The following is a 22,239-nucleotide window of genomic DNA, read 5'->3' as shown; positions in this document are numbered from 1 at the left end:
AAACCAAATATGCGTTTACGTTATCTATTTATAGTCACTTTTTCATTAGTAGCATTGATCCCTTTAATACTATTTTGGATGTGGCCATACTCAAAAGCATTAGAATCAGAATATAACGATGTAAAAGAAAGACACTTACTTATTGCCAAAAATCTTGCGGGTGCATTTGAGAGATACTACAAAGATGTGACTGGAGTTCTAGTTATATTAAATGATGATATTGATAAAGAAAGTGAATCTATCAAAACTATATTTAAAAGTTATGGTTATCAATCTGTTCTAGAAGTATCAAAAAAAGGTGATGTACTAAACTGTCTTTCTATAAGAGAGACTATTTGTCAAACAAAAGTTTCACCACATATATTAGAACTTGCAATTGCATCTATAAAAAAAGATCAAATTGTTTTATCAACGGTGACAGAAGATAAGAGTATGAATACTGGACCAATTCTTTTAGGATTAAAAGAAAAAGGTGATAATTTTATAATTGCTTATTTATCAACTGATTATATTGTTCAAATGGGAAAAAAGGTTGCCTTTGGTAAGAAAGGACATGCTGCTGTTGTTGATCAAGAAGGTAATGTTCTTGCTCATCCTTTAGATTCATGGATTAAAAGCCGAAAAAATATATCAAAAGTTAGTGCTGTTCAAAAAATGATGTCAGGTCAAACTGGTATTGAGATATTTTATTCTCCTGCTTTAAAAGACGATATGATTGCGGGATATACTTCTGTATCTGGTTCAAACTGGGGAGTAATGGTTCCTCAACCAGTATCTGAGTTAAAAAATAAAGCAAAAAGTATTGATGAAATGGCAATGTATGTATTACTTCTTGGTTTAGGTCTAGCATTATTAATTACTATTCCAATTTCTTTTTTACTTATTAATCCATTAGAGAGATTATCTTCTGTAATTAGAGCTATTGGAAAAGGTAGAAATGAAACTAAAATTGAGTTTAATACTTCAAAAATAATGCCTTTAGAAATTAGAGAATTAAAAAATGGCTTTATTAAAATGATGGATAAAATTGATGACAATAATAAATCTATTACACGTCTTGCTTATACTGATATGAATACAGGATTACCAAATAGAAACTATTTTTATGAATTAATAAATAAATCTTTTGATAAGATGAAAAAAAACAATCAAAAAGGTGCTTTAGTATTTATTGATTTTGATGGATTTAAAGAAGTTAATGATACCCATGGACATAGAGCAGGGGATGAATTACTATCTATGTTTGCACAAAGACTAATGAAACATTTTTCTTTTTCAAATGAGTCAAAAACTACTTCTATTTATGATATAGAATGCTTACATGATGCTGTTCCAGCTAGGTTAGCAGGAGATGAGTTTGTTATTCTTTTCAGGAATATTAGTGATAAAGATGAAATTAAAAGAAAAGTTGAAGAACTATTCGAAGATGTATTTACTGAATATACTTTATATGGTGATGTAAAGTTAAAACTTTCAGGAAGTGCTGGAATTGCACTGTTCCCAAAAGATGGGGATAAATATAACAAGATTTTAAAATCAGCAGATATGGCAATGTACTCTGCCAAAGCTGCTGGTAAAAATACTATAAAATTTTATAAGGCCTAGTTTAGAACTTTTCCAGTTCTTAAACTATGTGCCCAATCTGCTCTATTATTCTCTTCTGCTTTTAATGCAGCTTTTTCGTAATCATAAGCTACTCTAATTGGTTCTACACTATATTGATTGTCTTCTACGTTTAAAATCACATAAGATGCATCAGGAGTGTTGTTTTCAATAATATGATCATTTGGTACATTTGATTTAAAAGCTTGTAATCCAACAGCTCCTGGGTTAATTATAACCTGTCCTGATGATAGTGTTGTACATCTAGGAAGCCCAGAGTTTCCACACATAACAAATGTAGATTTAATATCATCAATAATTTCTAAAATTTGTTTATCATTTTTAAGTACTGGTTTTCCAGAGCTTACATCTTCTAACATATATAAAGAATCATCCATATATGTTCCATGAATCATATAATAATCAGGTCCTATTAATTTTTCAAATGATAAGTCTTGAATCCAATATAATACATCATCAGCTAATTGATTATATGTATATCTTAATGTTTCATTCTCTTCTAGTTGTGCTGGTGTTGCTTCTAATACTTGTCTGTCTTCATTTCCACTAATTGTAATAAATTGATTTTCTTTTATTAAATTGTATGTAGCTCTTGGTTCAATTGGTCCATAAAATGAATCCCCAAGATTTAACATAGCATCTACTGATCTACTTTTTGCATCCGCAATTACTGCTTCTAAAGCATAAACATTAGATTTAATATCAGATAAAATAGCTATTTTCATTTATTTCCTTGATGGTATATTTTTAAGAATGGATTATAACTAAATGAAGATTTTTTATAAATTAGATAAAAACCTTTGTTACAAAAGTGTCTGTTTGTAAGTTGATTTTTCCATCTTTACAAAACTTTGATACATCTTTGAAATGTTCAGTTTTAAACTTTTCTAAATCATCTTTTGAGAGTTGATTTAACATTCCTTTGTATCCTGCTGAGTTTAATGTATCCCACCATTGCTCAACTGTAATCAATTTTGATATTTCTAATTTTTCAATTTTATGTCGATATTTGCCTGCTGCTTTTACTAAATCATTTATTTCATCTTCTGTTTCTAAAAATAAATTAATACCTTTAGGATAGTTTAAACCATAGTCTTTATGTAAAGAGTCTAGGAAAATATCAGAATAAGGATTGAAGGCTTCTTTTGTAAAAGAAGAGAATGTAAATACTCCATCATTTTTAAGTAATTTCATAAAAGATTTTAGAGATTCATTCATATTAGAGTAAAAAAATAGTCCAAAACCACAAGTAATAATATCAAAGGTTTTATCTTCATAATCAAGATTTTCTACGTCAGCTTTAATGAATTGTACATTTGAAAGTCTTAGATCTTTTGCTTTTTGACTTGCTACTTCTATCATTGATGATGAGATATCAACACCAATAACTTTGGAGTTCTTAAACTTAGATGCTAAAAGAAGGGCTACATTCCCCGTACCACAAGAAAGATCTAATATATTAAGATATCCTTTGTACTCAAGGTTGTTAACCATTTTTTTAGCAGTTATTAAAAAATATTCGTTTATATCATATAAAGAAGATACATCATCAAATGTATCTTCAATAATTTGTTTTATGTCTGTATTATTCATGTTTGTCTTTTATATATTTAATTTATAAGATTATAATTAAATAATTTTAAAAACATCTAATACTTATATTTTAAGTGCTTCATAGTATTTAATACTTGGTTCTTTTTGTAAAAAAGAGATTAGGCTTTGCATCACACCATTTTTTGAAATAAATTCAATATATTTGCCATGGTGAGTTTTTGATTGCCAGTTTTCACTAATTACCATTTCATTTGTTTTTTCATCAAAATATAAATTTACTTGAGAGCATCCTTCAAAAGATCGTACATTTGGTACATTTTTATCTAAAAATTCCATAAACTCTTTTTTTGTGTCTGCTTTAACTGTTAATGTTAAAATCACTTTTGTTTCCATTTAATTCTCCTGTTGTTAAGTTCAGGAAAATTATATTTGAATTAGATTTTTATAACTACTCAAAAAATATAAAAAATACGGTTTTTGTGTCAAAGTTGCTTTTTTGAGATTTGTTTTGGAGTGATATTGTATTTACTTTTGAAAGCTTTTATAAAGTGAGATACGTTTTCATAGCCTATTTCAGAAGATATTTCACTTACTGTTTTATTTACACTTTCTAATTGATTTTTAGAGTATTCTAGTTTTAAATCTAGTAAGTATTGTTTTGGGGTAGTGTTATTGTGTTTTTTAAAATCCCTATGAAATGTAGACAGACTTCTACCTGAAAGTAGGGCATATTCATTCATAGTAAAGTTTGAAAGATAATATTTTTTCATCAAAGACTTAATATTTCTTTTTTCTTTGTCTTTGTTTTCTATCATCAATGATTGAACTAATCTATCATCAATAGCATCAATTATATATAATAATTCTAATAGTTTTATCTCTAAGAATTGTTTTGAATCATATTGATTTTGACTTACTAAAGTCAAAGACTCTATAAATTTAAGAACTGAGTCATTTACATTCATCTTATAAAAACTCACTTTTTTCTCTTCTTTTGATTTTTGTATCTTTTTATCAGCGATAAATTTATCAACAATATCATCATTTATAAAAAACATATAAGCTTCTAAAGATTTATTATTACTTATAAAATCAGAGATTAAATGCATATCTTTAGGTAAAAAAAGAAGTTCTGCTTTCCCTATGTCCACACTAGTAAAATCATAAGATGTAATAGTCTCAACCCCATTGCAGTTATACACAATACAATGGGTATGAGTATAAAACTCCAAGTTTATAAGATTATAATCTAGGCATTTATATAAAATAGTAGAGTTATTTTGATATTTAAATATCTGTTTAACTCCTGCTTGATTATCTAAGCCTTGAGGAATTATAAGTGTGTTTTGTTTTTCATTGTTAATCATGGCTTATTGTACAAATTTTATATTTAAACTATACTACTTTATAAAAATCTTTTATATCTCTCCTTGCCGTATGCTCAGTTTTCTCAGCATTTCCAATTCTAAAAAACATTTGTACCGTATGATTTTCTTTTGTGTTAGTTTCTTTTAAAAATTCTGCTTGTAGTTTATTCATATCTTTATACTCTTGAAGTACTTGGCTCATTGGATGAATAGCAATTCCTAAAGATGTTGTTATTAGATTTAATCTAGAATAGACTCTTCCTATTTTTACTTGTTCTAATCTAGAATTACCTTTTGTACTTAACCATGCATAGGTATTTGTTGATAAGGCTTGATCTTTTGTTATTTTTAATCCTTCATTTGCAAAGGTATGAGGATTTTTTTTTGCATCTTCTCGTGATACAAAGAAGTTTTCTAATAAGAACTTTGTAATTCCGGATTTTCCATTTTGAGCAAAACCAAATCCATCTCTATACTGATTAACTTCACTATCATTAAATCTAAACATTTTGATTGTTTCTAAATCTCTTTGTTTATCTAGGTTTTCAATTCTCATTGCTTCTATTGCAATTTTGCTTAACTTTTGTATCTTCTTTTTGTCACTTGTTATCTTTATAGAAGAATCATTATCTAAAACTTTTGAAAGTTCATTTTTTAAAATAGCTATTCTTTTTTCATCTATTTTCAAATTTTGATATTTTCTTTTATTTGTATGTCTTAAAAGTATAAAGTCAAATAACTCATCTTTTTTAATAGACTCATCTTTGATTAATTTGATATTAGTAATTGCTTTTTCTTCTAAAGTTTCATTTGAATATTCTCCATTTGGAAAGTAGTTAATTTGAGCTTTGTATCCAAAATAAGAAGCACTAATACTAAGATTTTCAAGAAATGTACCTTGACCTATATGTATTTGTCTATAAAAAGGATCAGTTTGAGGTAGTACTCTTGTTTTATCTACGTATAAATCTATGCTCTGATCTTCTTTTAAATCTATAAGCCATGCTTGAGTATTATGAGGATTAGCTGCTAGTATCGAATAAGATAGTACTTTTACTCGTATATCTTGTTCATCTTTATTATGACCTTCCCATGATTTATTTAAGATATTGCTATCACAGTAGTTATCTTGGAAATAATTTTCTTTTGATGCATTTGCTAAACTAGGGGCTAATATAATACCTGTAGTAAGTCCAACTACTTTTATGAAATCTCTTCTTTGTTTATTCATTTTAAATCCATTCTTGTTTATTTTATGAATTAAGTATAAAATAAATGAAAAATGATTTCATTATACTTGGTTAATTTTTTGTATCTATTTTCTTTTTTTTAGTCTACTTAGAGCTACTGGAGTTATGCCTAAAAATGAAGCGATTATGTATTGAGGAATATTCTTGTGAACTAAATGATACTTCTCTATAAAGTTCTCATACCTTTCATCATTTGATAGTGTATTTACATTTATCAAATCATTTCTCATTGATTCATGTATTAGTTGAGTTACTTTTGTATGTAGTTGCTCGAAGGCAGTAGTTTTAGAAGCTAAATATTTTACATCATCAAAAGATATTTCAACTATCTCTGCATTTTCTAATACTTCGATATTTGACATACTTTTTGTTTGAGTTGTAAAACTGTGGTAATCTATAGCAAAGTTATCAATAATATAATCTTCCAAGTTAGTAGAAATTTGACAAGTAAACTCTTTTGCATTTTCATCAAAATAATACATACGAGTAATACCACTATTGATAAATCGTATTTTGTCACAAACTTCTTCATGATTTAAAATATGTTCATTTTTTTTATAAGTAGAAATAGTAAGTTTAGATTCTATTAGATTCCATTCTTCTTGAGTTATATCTATATGTGTAAATAAAAAGTCTTTGAATTTAGTAAACAAGTAATTGTCCTTAAAATGATTTATAAAATTGAAGATTAAAAGCCAAGTGACTTTTAATCTTTCAAAGAACTATTTAGCTTTTAACTCACCAGATAATTCATATTTATTTAAATACCCTCTAGGAGTTAATACTAGATTGTTTTTAGTTAATCTTGCATTTGAGTTACAAATGATGATTAGTGTTGACATAGTAACTTCTGGGTGTTCTATATCTTGATCGATTAAATCTTGAGCAGTTGTGATTGTAATCTTTTCTTTTCCTTCTCTTCCTACATTTGAAGCAATAATTGCGATTCTATCTTGGTATCCATCTTTAAGTGCTGCCATAAAGTTTTGGTAAGGTAAGATTCTCTTCTTTGATTTTGGATTATAAATTCCAGTTACAAAGTCACAATTAAGTGCTGCTTTTACTCTTTTGTCAATTAGGTTAATATCTGTAAGTCTATCAGATAATGAGATAATAGAGAAATCTTGAGATACAGGAGCTCCGGCTTTTGAAGCTGCTGCTAAGAATGAAGTAACACCAGGAAGTGAAATAACTTCGATTTCATCCCATAAATCTCTCTCTTCCATAAGTTCAGTTACAAGTGTAGCCATACCATATACGTTTACATCTCCATTAGAAAGAATACAAGTTGTTTTTCCTTGCTCCGCATAATCAATAGCTTGTCCACATCTTGCAATCTCATGAGTCATTCCAGATGTAAATAATTCTTTACCCTCTATAAGACTTCCCAATTCTCTAGCATATTTACTATAAGATACTACTACTTCACACTCTTTAAGAGCTCTTAGTGCTGCTGGTGAGATATAGTCTAACCCACCTGCACCTGTTGATACGATATATAATTTCTTTGCCATTTTTGTTTCCTGTTTTCTTTATATTTTTTTATATTTCTTTTTTATACTGCAGCTGCAATTGTAATTTTTTTCTCATATACATTTTTTGGAATAATTAATTCATTGTATTTTGATGATAAAATTGAAGAAGGTTCACTAACTCCTTTAAGTCCGAAGAACTTAGTAGCTTGCGATGGACTAAATTCACCTTGAAGCGCATTTATCTGTTCTTCATTATAGAATTGAATATCAAAGTTATATTTCTTTGCAAACTCTAATAATCCTACCTCATCAGCCTTTGCTTCAAAAGATGCTATGTTTTCTATTTGCTCAACTTTTAATTTATGCTCTTTTAAAAACCATAAAAATCCAGCTTCAATATCTTTGCAAGATGTATCTCTATTACATCCAATTCCTAAAAATACCTTAGGTTTAAAAGTAAGAAGAGGGCTATCAAAAGGAGTAATATTCACACATAACTCACTTGTTTGTTCTTCTACTCTTGTTAAGTTCTTTTTATTTGGAATAGTTTCGTAGATAGCTTCACAAGTTAGAACCTCAACATCTTTTTTATTTAAAAGAGAGTTTGAGATTAGAGCTAACTCTTTTAAGTTATGAATTTCTAAATCATTTTTTTTAGCAAACATCTCAAAGGCTAATGTTTTAGTCTGATCCGTTGCTGTTGATACGAAGTTTACACAACCTTCAATTCTAGAAGCGATTGTGTCACTTAGCTCATTTGCTCCACCTAAGTGTCCACTTAGTAATGGTACGATTTTGTCTAATGCTAAATTGATTACGATTACAGCTGGGTCTGTTGCTTTGTCTTTTAAGAATGGTGCAATCTTTCTAACAACTGCTCCCATAGCTAAGATACAAACAATTGCATCATAACCTTCCCATGCTGGTTGCATAATCTCATCGATTTTTCCATATAGGTTTAAATGCTCTAAGTTATGTTCTAAATCTTTTTTTCCAAATACATCTACATGGTAATCATGTAAATATGGTACTAGGTTACAAGCAGCTGTTAAACTTGGCTGGTTGATTGTAACTACTGCAATTTTTAGTTTATCCATTTGCTTCTTCCTTTTTTTTCTTTCTTATCTCTTTTTTAGCTTCTACTTCTTTTACAAGTGGTTTTACATAAAGATGAGACTCTTCTGTTTCTTTTTGATGTAAGTAATCTCCAAATAAAATAAGAGCTACACCTCTAATATGTCCTACTTGTTCGTGAATATTTGAGATAGTTCCTTTATAGATCTTCTCTTCAGCCCATGTAGCTTTCTCAATTACCCAACAAGGAGTATCAGGACTGTAGTCCATCTCTAATGCTGTTTTCTTTAGTTTCTTAAGTAATAAAATTGATAAGTAAAAAGCCAATGATGAATTCTTACAAGCTAAGATATTCTCTAGTTTTTCAGGATTTGGAGTTTTCCCTTCTACTCTTGAAAGTATTACAGTTTGTGAAACCCCAGGAATTGTATATTCGATACCTAAAGAAGCCGCCGCACCAAATGCCGCAGTAATACCAGGAATTACAGAGTATTCAATATTTTGCTCTTTTAAATGCTCAATTTGTTTTGCAATAGTAGAATAAATAGAAGGATCGCCAGTATGTACTCTAGCTACAAGTTTGTCTTGATGTTTTTCTAAGAACTCAAAAATTTCAGGATATTTCATACCTTGAGAATCTTCTACAATAGCATCTTCTTTACACCAAGATAGTACTTCTTTTGGTACTAATGAACCTGTATATAAAACAGCATCTGCTTTTTGTAAAATCTTTTGTGCTTTTACTGTAACTAAATCAGGATCCCCAGGACCTGCACCTATAAAATAAATCATATTTATACTTCCTCTTCTTTATTCTTCTTATATATTTTTAATTGGAATAGTTGACGTTCAGGCTCTACTAGATTTAACTTACCCTTATAAGTAGTAAGAGAAATAGAGTGAGTGTCATATTCTATTTTTGCTTCATTTAAAACACTTATCATTTGGCTCAGGTGTTTTAATGTAATAGCGTTAATTAGCATTATTCCGTTTACATCTAGTCTTTCATATAGATATGGCAAAGTATCAATTACTTTCTCTCCACCACCACCTACAAAGATTCTTTGTGGGTTTTGCTCTAAAGTAGGGTATATCTCTTGTGCTTCACCTACATAAAGTTTACAATCACTTACATGATGAGCAGTCAAGTTTGCTTTGATGAATTCAACTCTTGTTTCGTTCTTCTCAAAGAATATAGTTTTTACTTTGTATCTTTTATATGCTTCTATACCACAAGAACCACTTCCTGCACCTATATCCCATAAAAGCTGATTTGGTTCTAAATCTAAGTTTTGTAAGCTTAAGTGTCTTTTGTATTTCTTTGTAATCATTCCACGTTCAGTTTCAAACTCTAAATCATCACATACATTTTTCTTATGCTCAAAGTTTCTTTGAAGTAGTAATACAAAAGGTTGTTCTAAATCAAACTTTTTATCATCAAAATCAAATAGGTTAACTTCTTCTATAATCTCATCTTCATATCCAAGCTTATAACCTATAGTAGTATTTATATTACCAACTTTGTAAAACTCTATAGCTTCTTGTAATCTTGAAATAGAGTTTTTATCACATACTACAAATGTATATTTTTTATTCATAAACTCAGTCAAGTCTATAGCAGTTCTTCCATGTATAGATACTACACTCACATCAGTCTCAGATACGAATACTTTCTCTAATAGATAAGTCTTAGATGAAGTATTATTTATCATCTTTACTTGATCACGTGGAAGCCTTTTAGCTATTAAAGTCCCCGCAGAGAAAAATAGAGGTGAACCTGTAACTACATATAAGATATTCTCTTTTTCATAGTTTTCTAATATATACTCTTTGGCATCTTTAAACTTTAGTTTTAAAATTGTTCTGCCATTTTCAGTAAAGTTTTGGTCACAAATGATTTTGTCATAATCGCAGAAGTTTAATTCTAGATTAGTGAAATCATAAGCACCCATTCCATTTCCAGCAATAGTTACCATCCAGTAACCTCCCTTTGTTCTAATATAATAGCTTCCACATTTGACTTTGGAAACCATTCTTTTATTTGTTCATTTGCTTTTCTTGTAATCATCGTGTATAAATCATCAATAAGTCCGATTTTGTCTAACTCTTGAGATATACCTTTTACTGTTTTTGTAGATTCAATGTCTACTTTGTATCCCAGTTCTTCTTCTATATGTTTTTGTAATAAGACAAAGTCAATAACCCCAAATCTATTATGGGTATTTTTAAAACCTTGATAGACTTTAGTCATTTTTCCAATACCACATACAAACTTCACTTGTTTAACTTCAAGTTCACTTGCTATTTCTATTGAGTCATATACAAAGTTTGCTACTTCTACTATTTGCTCTTCTACATATCGCTCTTTTGATACTCTAAAAGCAGAGTTTCCAAGAGTAAAAATAAGAGGTTCAAAACCATTTTGTTTTGCAAACTCAATTTCTGTTTTAACAGAATCAATATAAGCAGTACTAGATACTGGTTTTACAATTCCAGATGTTCCTAATATAGAGATACCACCAAGTACTCCTACTTTTGAGTTTGCAGTTTGTTTTGCAATCTCTTCTCCATTTGTAACTGAAACAGTACAATGAATAGTAAGATTATGATATTCCTCTACTTGTCTTAAAAAAACATTTTGTATATTCTCCAGGGGTACTGGGTTAATAGCCGGAAAATCTGGAGATATCTTAAGCCCCTTTTTTGTTACCACTCCAACACCAATACCTGCATAAATATACAATTTATTTGTGCCCACACTTGATTCTTGAGGTTTGTGTTCTACCTCACTTACCATTAAATCAGCTTTTTTATCACTCACATTTATTACTATCTCACAGCCTTTTGTTACATCTAAATCATCGTTATCGATTTTATTTATCATTGTAACACTTGGCTCTTTTGTAATAAGAAATGCTTCTAGTGCTTTTGAAAAAGCTAATGTAGCATGAACTCCAGTCGTTAGACCTTTTCTTAAAACTCTTTTTTCTTCTTCTTGTTTTTTAGGCATTATTTATATGTTGATGGTTCACTTATTGGAACTTGTTTAAATGGTAAATCATCTATATTTTTATTTTCAGCTAATGCATGAAATAATTCAACCCATTGCTCTTTTGTATATTTATGAATATTTCTAAGCCATAGGTTATTGTTTGGTTCATAACCATTAGCTCTTGTATTTTCAAAAATATTAGCAACTGATCTGAATCTACAAGCTCCAAAACAACCTGTTCTAGATATTTTGATTCTTGTTTCACCTTTTGCAAGATTTACTTCTTTTAAAATATCTCTTAACTCTGCTGCTACCTCATCATTTTTATGAGCTCCACCACATCTTCCATCGTTACAAATAAAGATATGTGTTTTAAAGTGCATAATAGGTTTATTAGGTACAAGTTTTTTTGGTTTACAAGCAAATCCATCAACTACTTCAGAACCCATCATATTGATGTTTTTTTCTGTAGTTAAGTCTTGTAATTTATTTTCCATTGTACTTTTCGCTTCCATCATAATCTTTGATTAATTTGAAAATAGCATGAAGTGTTGCAACTGTCATAGTTGAGCTTCCAAATCTTCCTTGCATAATAATTCCTGCAACATCAAAATGATCACAAAATCTTCTTCCATAATCTTTTGACTCAACAACATTTACAAATCCAACAGGGAATAAAAGAAGTGCTACATTTTTTAAATCTACACCTTCTTCTAATAATGTATTAATTGCTGCATAAATAAAAGTAGGAGCATTTCCACAAGCTAATACCATTGGTTCGTCTTTATGCTTTTTGATAGCTTCTACAACAGCAGCATAAGATCTAGTAGTTTTATTTTTCTCAGCCATTTCATAAGTGAATGGTTCATTAATATAACAAACAACATCAGTTTCGTATTGTTTTAAATAGAAATCACTAAGACCAACTTTGATCATGTTTACATCAACAATGATTTTAGCTTTGTTTTTTAATAGTCCTTGAATTTTCTCAATAGAATTATCTGAAAAGTAAATATTGTCTAAAACTTCTTCAAAACAAGTAGTTGTATGAATAAGTCTTGCAATAACTTCTCTTTGTTCATATGAGAACTCATCTGCTTTAGCATAATCTTTTAACTCTTCTTCAATCATTTCAAATGATCTTACTGAAATATCTGCTCCAATATTAATTGGTGGCTCTTCTCTTTTAAATTCCAAAATAATCCTTTATATAATTTGTGTTGTTTCTAAACATTGTGTGTAAGTATGTTCCAAATATTTTATTAGATTTCCAACTCCCATACTCACCTTTGCCCGAAGGCTTTTTACTTAAAATATCAATCCCATCTTTTGTATCTATGGGTTTTGTGTAATGAAATGCATGGCCCTTAAGGCCAGCACTAGAGTAGTAATATCCTAATCTAGTTCTTTTTTGTGTAAGTGTAAATTCAACATCTAATATATTTGACATCTGTTTTTCATCTACGCTTTTACCTAAATACAATAATCCTGCACATTCAGCATATATATGTTTTGATTGAGCATGGGAAATTAGAGATTGTTTAAATTTATTAGAGTTTTTAATTCTATTATATGATTCAGTAGTTTCTACATACCCACCAGGAATATATACAATATCACTGTCTTGGCTAATTACTTCATCTTTAGTAGAATCAATAAATTCTACTTGTTCAAACAATTCTTTTAAGAACTCTATATTGTCATGGTAAATAAATGAAAAGTTTTTATCTTTTATAATAGATATTTTTTTATTAACTTTTGAAAAAGTATCAAAAGGATAATCTGAAGTTTGTTTTGATTGGAAGTGTGAAATTTCTTCTAATTTTTCTAAATCAATATTTTCTAGTATTTCATTAGAAATATTTTCAAGTAATTCTTCATTTGCATCAACTAGGTCTAAACCTAAATGTGTTTCTTTAAGTGCTGGTAAATCTTTTTTTATCCAACCTAAAACTGCAACATCATCAAAATCACTCTCTATTTGTTTTTTAATAAGAGCAAAATGCATAGATGAAGATAGTTTATTTAAAACAACTGCTTTAATAGTATTATCATCTTTATAAGTTTTTAATCCCTTAAGAACTGCAGAAATTGTAATATAAGAACCAGATCCATCTAGTAATAAAACAGTTGGAACATTTAAAGCTTTTGTTACATCATAAGCTGATGAGCCTTTGTCCATTCCATCATAAAATCCCATTACTCCTTCAAGTATTGAAATATCTTGGTCATTGTATTTATTAAAAATCCAATTAACTTGATTTTCATTCATAATAAAAGAATCTAGGTTTACAGAATCTCTTTTTGAAATTGCTTTATGGAATTGTGGGTCAATATAATCTGGACCTATTTTATAAGCTCTTACGCTTTTTTTGAAATTTTGCAAAAGTGCGGTAGTTAGGAGTGTTTTACCTTCATTTGAAGATATAGCACTAACACATAAAGCCTTCATTTTACCTCTTTGTTATTTTTTTTAGTTAAAATACGGGTATGAAGAATCTACGAGGGTATAATAAACGATATTTTAAATTGTCAACAATTGCGATGTTCTCGACAATAAATAAATTATCTAAAATTGAAATTAATATGTTATACCATAAGACAGCTTACGAAAACAAGATAAGCTCGCTTGATCCCCCAATTATTATCAAATAAACACTTTTTTTAACACAATCACACAATTATTGTAATTAATTATTAATAAACAAATTAATTAAACTTTTTTATTATTTTAAACTAAAACATAAGGATTTTCTATGCATATAGAAGAAGGAATCGTACACGGTGCGAAAATGGTTTTAAGTTATGGAACTGCTGCAGTTTCATTTGGTATTGCTGGTAAATTAGCAATTGACAGTATTAAAAAATCTGGATTAGTTCCTACTGTTGCAAAAACAGTTATGGCTACTATCTTAGTATTTATGTTCTTTGAAGTATTCCCACACCAAGCTGTAGGAGTTTCTGAGGTTCATTTAATTTTAGGTTCAACTCTTTTCTTAGTACTTGGAGCTGGTGCTGCTGCATTTGGTTTAGCATTTGGTTTATTAATCCAAGGATTATTCTTTGCACCATTTGATTTACCACAATATGGAGCTAATGTAACTACTTTATTAATGCCTTTATTTGCAATGTCTTACTTAGCGAATAAAATCATTCCTCAAAATATTGCATACAAAGATATTAAATATACTGATGCATTAAAATTATCTGTAGTTTACCAAGGTGGTATTGTTACATGGGTTGCATTCTGGGCATTATACGGTCAAGGTTTTGGTGCTGAAAACTTAACTTCTGTATTCTCTTTTGGTGCTGCTTATATGAGTGTTATTTTACTTGAGCCATTAGTTGATTTAGCTGTACTTGCCGGTGCAAAAACATTAGCTTCTTTACAAAATAGTCCTTTTGTAAATAACAGATTATATAATCCAGCTGCGTAATGAAAAGATATAGACACTATAACAAGAAAAGGGCTATTGTCCTTGCTTGTTTTGGTTCAGTAATAGAGCAACAAAAATATCTTGATTTAAAAGATGTTGTTGAAGATAAATTTCCAGATTGTGAAGTTTTTGTTTCATTTTCATCTAGAATGGTAATCAAAATGCTTAAGAAAGAGAAAAAGGAAGAGTATAAAAACTTGCCACAAACTCTCTCTGATGTTGATATGCTTGGATTTAAACACGTTGTAGTAGCTTCAATTAATATATATCCAACAGATGAACATGAAGTTCTTAAAAAAATTGTAGATGGATTCAAACATTTTTCATTAGCTAATATAAAATGTACTAATGCTCTTTTAACTAAAACAAAAGAGACATCAAACTTTTTAAAAGATCTAAATGAAAAAGTTACACAAGAAGATACTGCAAACTTGTATGTAATTCATGGAACACCTAGACTTGATACTAGTGGAATTGATTCTATTAATTATGCTGCTTCATTTTTAGAAATGATTAGTGAATCTAACTTTACTTGTTCATTAGAGGGTGCTATGCCTTATAATGAAATTAGTGATGCTTTAAAACTTAAGATGAAAAAAGCTGGAGTTAAAAAAGTACAAGTTATTCCAATGCTTTTAGTTAGTGGTAATCACTATATGAAAGATATGCACGAAATCAGAGACGATTTAAGTGATACATTTGATTCGACTATTGCTTCATCTTTATCAAAAGGTGATACATTTAATCTTATTGAACTTGAAAAGACTCAAACTATTATTTTAAAAGAGATTGAAGACTCATTTAAAATGATGGGAATTAAACATAAACAGTTTACTTACTAAGATAGGGTGATAGATGAAATTATATATGGTATCACTTGGTCCTGGAGATTTTGAATTAATTACAGTAAAAGCATTAAGAGCATTAAAAAACTCTGATGCTATTTGTATTCCTACCAAAAGCCCTGACCATAGTTTTAAAAAGTCTATGACTTTTAAAATTGTAAGTAAATTAATGGAAGAGTTTGGTTTTGATAAACCAGTAATTCCAATGTATACACCAATGAATTTCAAAACGGAAGATTGGCAAGCACAAGTTGACAAGATTTATGAATCATTTGGTGAATACGAAACTTTGTCTTTTGTTACATTAGGAGATAGTGCTGTATATAGTACGGTTTATTATCTACTTGATTTAATAAAAGAACAAAATGAATTAATATATGAAAAATCAGAAGTAATACCTGGTGTTACTTCTTTCTCACATGCATCTGCAAAGGTAAAAAAACCTCTATGTGTTGGAGATGGTTCATTTAGTATTGTTCCTTTACATAAAGAAAACGTACCAAATACAACTGTTTATATGCGACCAAAAATTGGAATGCAAACAAACTTAATACCTTCAAAAGGTGATATTTATACTTTCGAAAATCTTAATTATGAAGGTGAAAATATTCATCTTCAAAAGAAAGAACAAGTAGATAAATACATGACTCTTTTTATTGACTTTGTTCAATAATATTTATTTGATATAAGTTTTACTTATATCAAATGAAACTTTCTTTAATAATAATAAGTTATAATTATACTGATAATTAAAAAAAACTGTTTAATTGTGCTTTTAGTTTTTTAGGTAAATGAGCATAAACCATCTCTCTTTTAGCGATAAATTGGTCATTTTCATAAATCTCTGTATCTAAAGTCAATGTTTTTGTTTTAAGATTTATTAATTTTATTATTTGATTTTTTTCTTCAAAAGAAAGATTCATTTTTCTTAAATCTACTAATGATTGCTTCTTTTTTGCCATTTAAAACCTTTTTTGCTAATTATAATAATTTATTCTTAATAGGATTTAATAAATGAATGAAAACGAAAATATTATAAAAATAGAATCAAATAGATTACAGAACTTTCCTGTAATGATGTTTGCAATTGTTATGGGATTAACCGGTTTGGCTTTGGCTTTTCAAAAAGCAGAACATATACTATACTTACCATCATTTATAGGCTATATTCTAGGTGGCTTTTCAAGTATGTTGTTTTTACTTATATTAGTAACATATATAATAAAAATCATAAAACATAATAAAGAAGTAAAAGGTGAGTTCACTCATCCAATAAGAGTAAATTTCTTTGCAGCAATTTCAATATCAACTTTATTATTATCAATGTTTCATAGACATGATTATGAAACTCTTTCATATGTTTTATTTATATGTGGGGCAATGCTACATATCTTTTTTACTTTTTATACAATAAGATTTTGGATTAATAACTCCCTAGAAGTTGTACACTCAAACCCTGCTTGGTTTATTCCAATTGTTGGAAACTTGATTGTTCCTATTGCAGGAAAGGGTTTTATAAATGAACATGTTTTATATTTTTATTTCTCTATTGGTATTTTCTTTTGGATTATATTATTCTCTATAATTTTAAATAGAATCATTTTTCATAAACAGTTTGCACCAAAGTTTATGCCTACACTATTTATATTAATTGCACCACCTTCTATTGGATTTATCTCTTATATTAAATTAATTGGTCATGTGGATTTTTTTGCTCATATTCTTTATAGTTTGGGATTGTTTTTTACTATTTTAGTTTTTGTTATGTATAAGAACTATATAAATATTAAATTCTTTATTTCTTGGTGGGCTTTTACTTTTCCAATGGCTGCTATTACTTTAGCTACTTTGTTAATGTATGAATTATCTCAATATTTTTTCTATTATGTATTAGCTTATATTTTCTTAGTTTTATCATCTGTGATTGTTTTATTAGTAGCTAAAGAAACTATTTCTCATATGCGTAAAAAAGAGATATGTATAATGGAATAATATATATTTAATATGTTAAAATCTTCACTTAAATAAAACAAATAAATTATGTAAGGTGTTATTATGGATTTTAGATATATAGGAAAAAGTGGATTAAGAGTATCTTCTATTTGTATGGGAACGATGACTTTTGGTTCTAGTACATCTAAAGAAGAAGCATTTAGAATAATGGATAAAGCTTATGATAGAGGAATAAACTTTTTTGATACAGCTGAGCTTTATCCAGTTCCTCCAAAAGCTAATACAGCAGGTATTACAGAAGACTGGGTAGGGGATTGGTTACAAACTAAAGATAGAGATTCTATTATACTTGCTACAAAAGTTGCAGGAGCTGCTTCTGGATGGTTTGTTCCACCTATTAGGCATGGTCTTACTGCTATAGATTCTTTTCATATTAAAAAAGCAGTAGAAGGAAGTCTAAAAAAATTAAAAACTGATTATATTGATCTTTATCAAATGCATTGGCCTGATGCTGTTGTACCTATTGAAGAGAGCATGAAAGCTTTTGATGAGCTTATCAAAGAAGGAAAAGTAAGATACTTAGGTACTTCAAATGATTCTGCTTATGGACTTACAAAAGCAAATGAAGTTTCAAAATATAATAATTTAGCTAGATTTGAATCTATTCAAAATAACTTCTCTTTATTAAACCCAAGATTTCATGATGAACTTGCAAATGTTTGTGAAAAAGAGAACATCTCACTTTTACCTTACTCTCCAATTGCAGGAGGAGTTTTATCTGGTAAATATAATAATGGACTATATCCTGAAAATTGTAGATTCACTTCTTATATTACAAATAAGAATCCAAGAGTCCAAGCCATGGCACATAGATTTGTAAATGATAAAACTATAGAAGCTACTAAAAGATATATGGTATTAGCTAAAGAGTATGGAATCTCTCCTGTAACTCTTGCAGTTGCTTACTCTAAACATTTTTATTTTGTAGCATCTACTATTATTGGTGCTAGAGAATTAGGACAATTAGATGAGTCTTTAGCTGCATTTGATTTTAAAATTGATGATGAATTAATGAAAAAAATAGAAGAAATTCAAAAAGATATTTTATATCCTATGGGATAAAACATCTTTTTATTCCCAAAAAAATAACGAAATTTCAAAAAATAATTAAATTCCCACTTTAATAATCTTTAAAATAAGAATTATTAATAAATAACTTTGTAGAATACATAAGTTTTTTTAATGGGAGTTGTTATGGGGAATTTAAGTATTGCAAAGAAGTTTTCACTTATTGCTACGATTGTAACGGTATTAATGCTAATTATTGGCTATTTAATACTAAACAAGTATAAAAATGATTTAACTTTAGAAGTTTACACAGGGGTAAAAAATGAGTTGAATAATCTGTCTGATTTAAAGATAAAATCAAAATTTGATGTTGGTATTTCAAACGCAATATCAATATCAAATGACGCTAAAATTCAAGAGGCATTAAAAGAAAATAATAGAAATCTTGCAAAAGAAGCACTTTCAAGTTTATCTATTAATATGAAAAAATCTACGCCTTTTAAGAATATCAAAGTACATATTCATACTAAAGATACAAAATCTTTTTTAAGATCATGGAAACCTGAAAAATTTGGTGATGATTTAAAATCATTTAGAAAAAGTGTATTAAAAGTAAGTACTAATAATATTGCTGTTAATACTTTTGAAGTTGGAAAAGCTGGTTTAAGCATCCGAGCTGTTGTTGCAATCTTCGATTCTATATCTAATACTCATTTAGGTTCATTAGAGTTTATGCAAGGAATTAATTCTGTTGCAAAGTCTTTTGATAAAACTGGTGATGCTTTTTTATTATTAATGAACTCATCTGTATCTATTTCTAATATTAATGATAATAAAAGATTACAAAACTATGTAATTTCTCAAAAGTTTATTAATAATGATTTAGTTCAAGATAGTAAAACTATTGATTTTAATGTTTTAATGAAAGAGGGGTATCTTATTAGTGATAAGTACTTTTATTCATACATTGATGTAAAAGATTTTAATGGTAAAAAATTAGGAATTGCATTAAGTGCAAGACCACTTGAAAAGGTAATGATTGCAGTTGATCATACTTCATCTATTATTTGGACGGCATTGATTATTCTTGTTGTTGCATTATTATTAAGTATGATAGTTTCTTTAATCAATATGAAAAAAAATATTCTAGCACCTATTTTTAATCTAAAAGATTCTATTAATAATATTTCAAAAAATAGTAGTTCTGATTCTCAAAGACTTGAAATTACTTCACAAGACGAAATAGGGGATTTAGTAAAATCTTTCAATGAGTATTTAGACTCTATTGAGAAAGGTGTAAATCAAGATAGAGAAGTGATTTCAGAAGCAAAAGGAATAATTGAAAAAGTAAATGCTGGTTTATTAAATGATACTATCAAAAATAAAGCTCATTCATCAGAGGTTGATTCTTTAGTTAGTGAGATTAATAATATGATTAAAACAATGCATAAAAATTTATTGATTCTATCAGATACATTAGTAGCATTATCAAATGCAAAATATGATCATAAAGTTCCACATATCGAGGGACTTACAGGTATTGTAGCTTCACTAATGAGTGGAACAAAAGTAACTCAATCTACTATTAATGAAGTAATGTGTTTAATTGATGAATCTAATAACAAATTAACTAATAGTGCAGGGGAATTATCTAATGCTTCTATTAAATTAAGTGATTCATCAAATGCACAAGCTGCATCGCTAGAGCAGACAGCTGCTGCTATTGAAGAGATTTCTGCAACTATTAACAAAAGTAGTGAAACTGCAATGCAAATGTCTACTTATGCTCAGAATGTTACAAAGTCAAATAACTCAGGAAAAGCATTAGCTTCAAGAACATCTGAATCTATGGAAGAGTTAGGGGAAGAAGTAAATGCAATTCATGAAGCTATTTCTGTTATTGATCAGATAGCCTTCCAAACAAATATTCTTTCACTAAATGCAGCTGTAGAAGCGGCAACTGCTGGAGAAGCTGGTAAGGGATTTGCAGTAGTTGCTGCGGAAGTTCGAAATCTTGCATCAAGAAGTGCAGAAGCTGCTAAAGAGATTAAAGATTTAGTAGAAAGTGCTACTTCAAAAGCTAAAACTGGTAAAGAAATTACAACTGAAATGATTGACGGTTATAATGAACTAAATGAAAATATCAGTACTACCATTGGTCTTATTGAAGATGTTGCAAATGCATCAAAAGAACAACAACAAGCAATGAGCCAAATTACAGATACAGTAAACTCACTTGACCAAGCTACACAACAAAATGCTTCATTAGCATCAAATATTAGTACTATGGCTCAAACAACTACAGGTTTAGCGCAACAATTACAATCTGCTGTAAATAAAACAAGTTTTGATATGGATGCAAAAAAGAGAATCTGTAATACTGATATGATTTTTGATTTAAATAAATTAAAATCAGATCATATTGTATTTAAAAATACAAATTTCGCTCAATGTAAACAAGGTTTTAGATTTACTGTTAAAAATGATCATGAGTGTAACTTAGGTAAGTGGATTGATGCAAATGAGGATTCAGAGTTTGCACAATCAGCTGAGTGGACACAATTAAAAATCGCACATAAAAAAGTTCACTGTATGGTACAAGATACAGTAGATTTATATGCAGATGATTATGAAAATGGACAGCTTTTTGCTGTTACAGAAAACATAGAGAAAAATATTGATATAGTGTTTGATTTATTAAACAAAATTAGAGAAATTAATTGTAATAAATAGGAAAAATAATGAATTACAGAGAAAAAATATTAAATGATAATGCCTTTTTAGTTAGTGAAACAGATGCTAAAGGAATCATTACATATGCAAACGATGAATTTTGTAACGTTGCTGAGTATAAACTAGAAGAGTTAGTTGGAATGCCTCACAATATAGTAAGACATGATGATATGCCAAAAGCTGCTTTTGATGATCTATGGAATACTGTAAAAGATGATAAAGTTTGGCAAGGTTTTGTAAAAAACAAATCTAAATCAGGAAGTTTTTATTGGGTATACGCAACAGTATATCCATACAAAAATGAAAAAGGTGAGCTATGTTATATGTCTTGTAGAAGAAAACCAAGACAAAATGATATTAGTGAAATAGAAAAAAGATATAAAAGTATGAGATAAACTAAGAGTTAAAACTCTTGGTTTATTTTAATAAATTTAGACTACTCTCCAAAGCTAGAAAAAGCACCTTCTACGTTTGGAATACTTTTATAACGTGTGTTTGTAAGTCTTACTCTTTTTGTTTTTAAATTACATATTGCAATTCTAAAACTAGCACCCATAACTGGCTCTACCACACATATAATTTTATCTTCTATTTGACGTGTTGTATAAATAGTACCTTGTAAAGCAGGGAAAAAATACTTTGGGTAACTCAATGGAGTTATTTCCACAATATCAATAGCTTCCTCATTTTCAAGAGTTTCTGCAATATCAGCAGCTTCTTCATAAGTCTCAAAGTGAATACACCAATCATCAAAATATTTATTAAAATTTTGTAAATCCTCATCTAGGAATCCACCAGCTAAAGATTGTAAAGCAAATATTGACACAAAAAATACCTTTAAATATATATAATTTTAAAAATTGATTTT

At 28.6% G+C, this 22,239-nt stretch carries 24 protein-coding genes; 8 read left to right on the top strand and 16 right to left on the bottom strand.

Annotated elements, in window-relative coordinates:
* The first annotated feature begins 9 nt into the window (after positions 1–9).
* Positions 10–1,605 (top strand): diguanylate cyclase domain-containing protein, encoded by a 1,596-nt coding sequence (locus ALEK_RS09630; RefSeq protein WP_083574559.1) that lies wholly within the window; start codon positions 10–12, stop codon positions 1,603–1,605.
* Here the strand turns inward: ALEK_RS09630 and ALEK_RS09625 are convergent.
* The 14 genes from ALEK_RS09625 to ALEK_RS09560 form a co-directional block, all read right to left on the bottom strand.
* Positions 1,602–2,348 (bottom strand): metallophosphoesterase family protein, encoded by a 747-nt coding sequence (locus tag ALEK_RS09625; protein ID WP_071625374.1) that lies wholly within the window; start codon positions 2,346–2,348, stop codon positions 1,602–1,604. The genes ALEK_RS09630 and ALEK_RS09625 overlap by 4 nt on opposite strands.
* A gap of 61 nt (positions 2,349–2,409) precedes the next feature.
* The gene (locus tag ALEK_RS09620) at positions 2,410–3,216 is read right to left on the bottom strand and encodes a class I SAM-dependent methyltransferase (RefSeq protein ID WP_071625375.1); all 807 of its coding nucleotides are present in this window, start codon (positions 3,214–3,216) and stop codon (positions 2,410–2,412) included.
* A gap of 63 nt (positions 3,217–3,279) precedes the next feature.
* A complete protein-coding gene (locus tag ALEK_RS09615; RefSeq protein ID WP_071625376.1) occupies positions 3,280–3,570 on the bottom strand; it encodes a putative quinol monooxygenase in 291 nt (96 codons plus the stop codon).
* 89 nt (positions 3,571–3,659) lie between these two features.
* A complete protein-coding gene (locus ALEK_RS09610) occupies positions 3,660–4,544 on the bottom strand; it encodes a helix-turn-helix domain-containing protein (RefSeq protein ID WP_071625377.1) in 885 nt (294 codons plus the stop codon).
* A gap of 28 nt (positions 4,545–4,572) precedes the next feature.
* A complete protein-coding gene (locus tag ALEK_RS09605) occupies positions 4,573–5,775 on the bottom strand; it encodes an Acg family FMN-binding oxidoreductase (protein WP_071625378.1) in 1,203 nt (400 codons plus the stop codon).
* Positions 5,776–5,859: 84 nt separating this feature from the next.
* Positions 5,860–6,447, bottom strand: a complete 588-nt coding sequence (locus ALEK_RS09600) for a Crp/Fnr family transcriptional regulator (RefSeq protein ID WP_071625379.1) — start codon at positions 6,445–6,447, stop codon at positions 5,860–5,862.
* 69 nt (positions 6,448–6,516) lie between these two features.
* Positions 6,517–7,308, bottom strand: coding sequence for a precorrin-3B C(17)-methyltransferase (locus ALEK_RS09595; protein ID WP_071625380.1), 792 nt, complete (start codon positions 7,306–7,308; stop codon positions 6,517–6,519).
* A 41-nt stretch (positions 7,309–7,349) separates the two neighbouring features.
* Positions 7,350–8,366: a cobalt-precorrin 5A hydrolase gene (locus tag ALEK_RS09590; protein WP_071625381.1), complete on the bottom strand. Its 1,017-nt coding sequence runs from the start codon at positions 8,364–8,366 to the stop codon at positions 7,350–7,352.
* On the bottom strand, positions 8,359–9,135 hold the full coding sequence (locus tag ALEK_RS09585; protein WP_071625382.1) for a cobalt-precorrin-4/precorrin-4 C(11)-methyltransferase: 777 nt from the start codon (positions 9,133–9,135) through the stop codon (positions 8,359–8,361). Before ALEK_RS09585 ends, ALEK_RS09590 begins: the two co-directional genes overlap by 8 nt.
* A gap of 2 nt (positions 9,136–9,137) precedes the next feature.
* The gene (cbiT, locus tag ALEK_RS09580; protein ID WP_071625383.1) at positions 9,138–10,319 is read right to left on the bottom strand and encodes a precorrin-6Y C5,15-methyltransferase (decarboxylating) subunit CbiT; all 1,182 of its coding nucleotides are present in this window, start codon (positions 10,317–10,319) and stop codon (positions 9,138–9,140) included.
* Entirely contained in the window at positions 10,313–11,353 is a 1,041-nt protein-coding gene (cbiD, locus tag ALEK_RS09575; RefSeq protein WP_071625384.1) for a cobalt-precorrin-5B (C(1))-methyltransferase CbiD, read from the bottom strand. Before cbiD ends, cbiT begins: the two co-directional genes overlap by 7 nt.
* Positions 11,353–11,850: a (2Fe-2S) ferredoxin domain-containing protein gene (locus ALEK_RS09570; protein WP_071625385.1), complete on the bottom strand. Its 498-nt coding sequence runs from the start codon at positions 11,848–11,850 to the stop codon at positions 11,353–11,355. Before ALEK_RS09570 ends, cbiD begins: the two co-directional genes overlap by 1 nt.
* Positions 11,822–12,532, bottom strand: coding sequence for a precorrin-8X methylmutase (locus ALEK_RS09565; protein ID WP_071625386.1), 711 nt, complete (start codon positions 12,530–12,532; stop codon positions 11,822–11,824). Before ALEK_RS09565 ends, ALEK_RS09570 begins: the two co-directional genes overlap by 29 nt.
* Complete coding sequence (locus ALEK_RS09560; protein WP_071625387.1) at positions 12,522–13,787, bottom strand: cobyrinic acid a,c-diamide synthase CobB; 1,266 nt, start codon at positions 13,785–13,787, stop codon at positions 12,522–12,524. Before ALEK_RS09560 ends, ALEK_RS09565 begins: the two co-directional genes overlap by 11 nt.
* Positions 13,788–14,091: 304 nt before the next feature.
* Between ALEK_RS09560 and ALEK_RS09555 the strand changes: the two genes are divergently transcribed.
* The 3 genes from ALEK_RS09555 to ALEK_RS09545 are packed head-to-tail and all read left to right on the top strand — an operon-like array spanning position 14,092 to position 16,290.
* On the top strand, positions 14,092–14,772 hold the full coding sequence (locus ALEK_RS09555; protein ID WP_071625388.1) for an energy-coupling factor ABC transporter permease: 681 nt from the start codon (positions 14,092–14,094) through the stop codon (positions 14,770–14,772).
* The gene (locus ALEK_RS09550; protein ID WP_071625389.1) at positions 14,772–15,614 is read left to right on the top strand and encodes a sirohydrochlorin cobaltochelatase; all 843 of its coding nucleotides are present in this window, start codon (positions 14,772–14,774) and stop codon (positions 15,612–15,614) included. The genes ALEK_RS09555 and ALEK_RS09550 overlap by 1 nt, the downstream gene beginning before the upstream one ends.
* A gap of 13 nt (positions 15,615–15,627) precedes the next feature.
* Positions 15,628–16,290, top strand: coding sequence for a precorrin-2 C(20)-methyltransferase (locus tag ALEK_RS09545; protein ID WP_071625390.1), 663 nt, complete (start codon positions 15,628–15,630; stop codon positions 16,288–16,290).
* A gap of 76 nt (positions 16,291–16,366) precedes the next feature.
* Here the strand turns inward: ALEK_RS09545 and ALEK_RS09540 are convergent, their stop codons facing one another.
* Positions 16,367–16,579: a malate dehydrogenase gene (locus tag ALEK_RS09540; RefSeq protein WP_071625391.1), complete on the bottom strand. Its 213-nt coding sequence runs from the start codon at positions 16,577–16,579 to the stop codon at positions 16,367–16,369.
* A 52-nt stretch (positions 16,580–16,631) separates the two neighbouring features.
* On the opposite strand from ALEK_RS09540, the gene ALEK_RS09535 reads away from it, so the two are divergent.
* From ALEK_RS09535 to ALEK_RS09520, 4 genes are all read left to right on the top strand, one after another.
* Complete coding sequence (locus ALEK_RS09535; RefSeq protein ID WP_071625392.1) at positions 16,632–17,609, top strand: SLAC1 anion channel family protein; 978 nt, start codon at positions 16,632–16,634, stop codon at positions 17,607–17,609.
* 63 nt (positions 17,610–17,672) lie between these two features.
* A complete protein-coding gene (locus ALEK_RS09530; protein ID WP_071625393.1) occupies positions 17,673–18,692 on the top strand; it encodes an aldo/keto reductase in 1,020 nt (339 codons plus the stop codon).
* Between the two features lie 132 nt (positions 18,693–18,824).
* On the top strand, positions 18,825–21,371 hold the full coding sequence (locus ALEK_RS09525; RefSeq protein WP_071626114.1) for a methyl-accepting chemotaxis protein: 2,547 nt from the start codon (positions 18,825–18,827) through the stop codon (positions 21,369–21,371).
* An 8-nt stretch (positions 21,372–21,379) separates the two neighbouring features.
* Positions 21,380–21,766 carry a PAS domain-containing protein gene (locus tag ALEK_RS09520; protein WP_071625394.1) on the top strand — a complete coding sequence of 129 codons (387 nt, stop codon included), beginning with the start codon at positions 21,380–21,382 and terminating at the stop codon, positions 21,764–21,766.
* Between the two features lie 41 nt (positions 21,767–21,807).
* Here the strand turns inward: ALEK_RS09520 and ALEK_RS09515 are convergent, their stop codons facing one another.
* On the bottom strand, positions 21,808–22,197 hold the full coding sequence (locus ALEK_RS09515; protein ID WP_071625395.1) for a hypothetical protein: 390 nt from the start codon (positions 22,195–22,197) through the stop codon (positions 21,808–21,810).
* Between the last annotated feature and the right edge of the window lie 42 nt (positions 22,198–22,239).

The organism is Poseidonibacter lekithochrous, from assembly GCF_013283835.1.
Classification (GTDB): domain Bacteria; phylum Campylobacterota; class Campylobacteria; order Campylobacterales; family Arcobacteraceae; genus Poseidonibacter; species Poseidonibacter lekithochrous.
The sequence above is the reverse complement of the archived record's forward strand: the minus strand, read 5'-3'. Positions and strand labels throughout refer to the sequence as shown.

What these genes read in the sequence shown, in the direction of transcription:
- ALEK_RS09630 (WP_083574559.1), top strand. Translation starts at nt 10, where the DNA reads ATGCGTTTACGTTATCTATTTATAGTCACTTTTTCATTAGTAGCATTG.
- ALEK_RS09625 (WP_071625374.1), bottom strand. Translation starts at nt 2,348, where the DNA reads ATGAAAATAGCTATTTTATCTGATATTAAATCTAATGTTTATGCTTTA.
- ALEK_RS09620 (WP_071625375.1), bottom strand. Translation starts at nt 3,216, where the DNA reads ATGAATAATACAGACATAAAACAAATTATTGAAGATACATTTGATGAT.
- ALEK_RS09615 (WP_071625376.1), bottom strand. Translation starts at nt 3,570, where the DNA reads ATGGAAACAAAAGTGATTTTAACATTAACAGTTAAAGCAGACACAAAA.
- ALEK_RS09610 (WP_071625377.1), bottom strand. Translation starts at nt 4,544, where the DNA reads ATGATTAACAATGAAAAACAAAACACACTTATAATTCCTCAAGGCTTA.
- ALEK_RS09605 (WP_071625378.1), bottom strand. Translation starts at nt 5,775, where the DNA reads ATGAATAAACAAAGAAGAGATTTCATAAAAGTAGTTGGACTTACTACA.
- ALEK_RS09595 (WP_071625380.1), bottom strand. Translation starts at nt 7,308, where the DNA reads ATGGCAAAGAAATTATATATCGTATCAACAGGTGCAGGTGGGTTAGAC.
- ALEK_RS09590 (WP_071625381.1), bottom strand. Translation starts at nt 8,366, where the DNA reads ATGGATAAACTAAAAATTGCAGTAGTTACAATCAACCAGCCAAGTTTA.
- ALEK_RS09585 (WP_071625382.1), bottom strand. Translation starts at nt 9,135, where the DNA reads ATGATTTATTTTATAGGTGCAGGTCCTGGGGATCCTGATTTAGTTACA.
- cbiT (WP_071625383.1), bottom strand. Translation starts at nt 10,319, where the DNA reads ATGGTAACTATTGCTGGAAATGGAATGGGTGCTTATGATTTCACTAAT.
- cbiD (WP_071625384.1), bottom strand. Translation starts at nt 11,353, where the DNA reads ATGCCTAAAAAACAAGAAGAAGAAAAAAGAGTTTTAAGAAAAGGTCTA.
- ALEK_RS09570 (WP_071625385.1), bottom strand. Translation starts at nt 11,850, where the DNA reads ATGGAAGCGAAAAGTACAATGGAAAATAAATTACAAGACTTAACTACA.
- ALEK_RS09560 (WP_071625387.1), bottom strand. Translation starts at nt 13,787, where the DNA reads ATGAAGGCTTTATGTGTTAGTGCTATATCTTCAAATGAAGGTAAAACA.
- ALEK_RS09555 (WP_071625388.1), top strand. Translation starts at nt 14,092, where the DNA reads ATGCATATAGAAGAAGGAATCGTACACGGTGCGAAAATGGTTTTAAGT.
- ALEK_RS09550 (WP_071625389.1), top strand. Translation starts at nt 14,772, where the DNA reads ATGAAAAGATATAGACACTATAACAAGAAAAGGGCTATTGTCCTTGCT.
- ALEK_RS09545 (WP_071625390.1), top strand. Translation starts at nt 15,628, where the DNA reads ATGAAATTATATATGGTATCACTTGGTCCTGGAGATTTTGAATTAATT.
- ALEK_RS09540 (WP_071625391.1), bottom strand. Translation starts at nt 16,579, where the DNA reads ATGGCAAAAAAGAAGCAATCATTAGTAGATTTAAGAAAAATGAATCTT.
- ALEK_RS09535 (WP_071625392.1), top strand. Translation starts at nt 16,632, where the DNA reads ATGAATGAAAACGAAAATATTATAAAAATAGAATCAAATAGATTACAG.
- ALEK_RS09530 (WP_071625393.1), top strand. Translation starts at nt 17,673, where the DNA reads ATGGATTTTAGATATATAGGAAAAAGTGGATTAAGAGTATCTTCTATT.
- ALEK_RS09525 (WP_071626114.1), top strand. Translation starts at nt 18,825, where the DNA reads ATGGGGAATTTAAGTATTGCAAAGAAGTTTTCACTTATTGCTACGATT.
- ALEK_RS09520 (WP_071625394.1), top strand. Translation starts at nt 21,380, where the DNA reads ATGAATTACAGAGAAAAAATATTAAATGATAATGCCTTTTTAGTTAGT.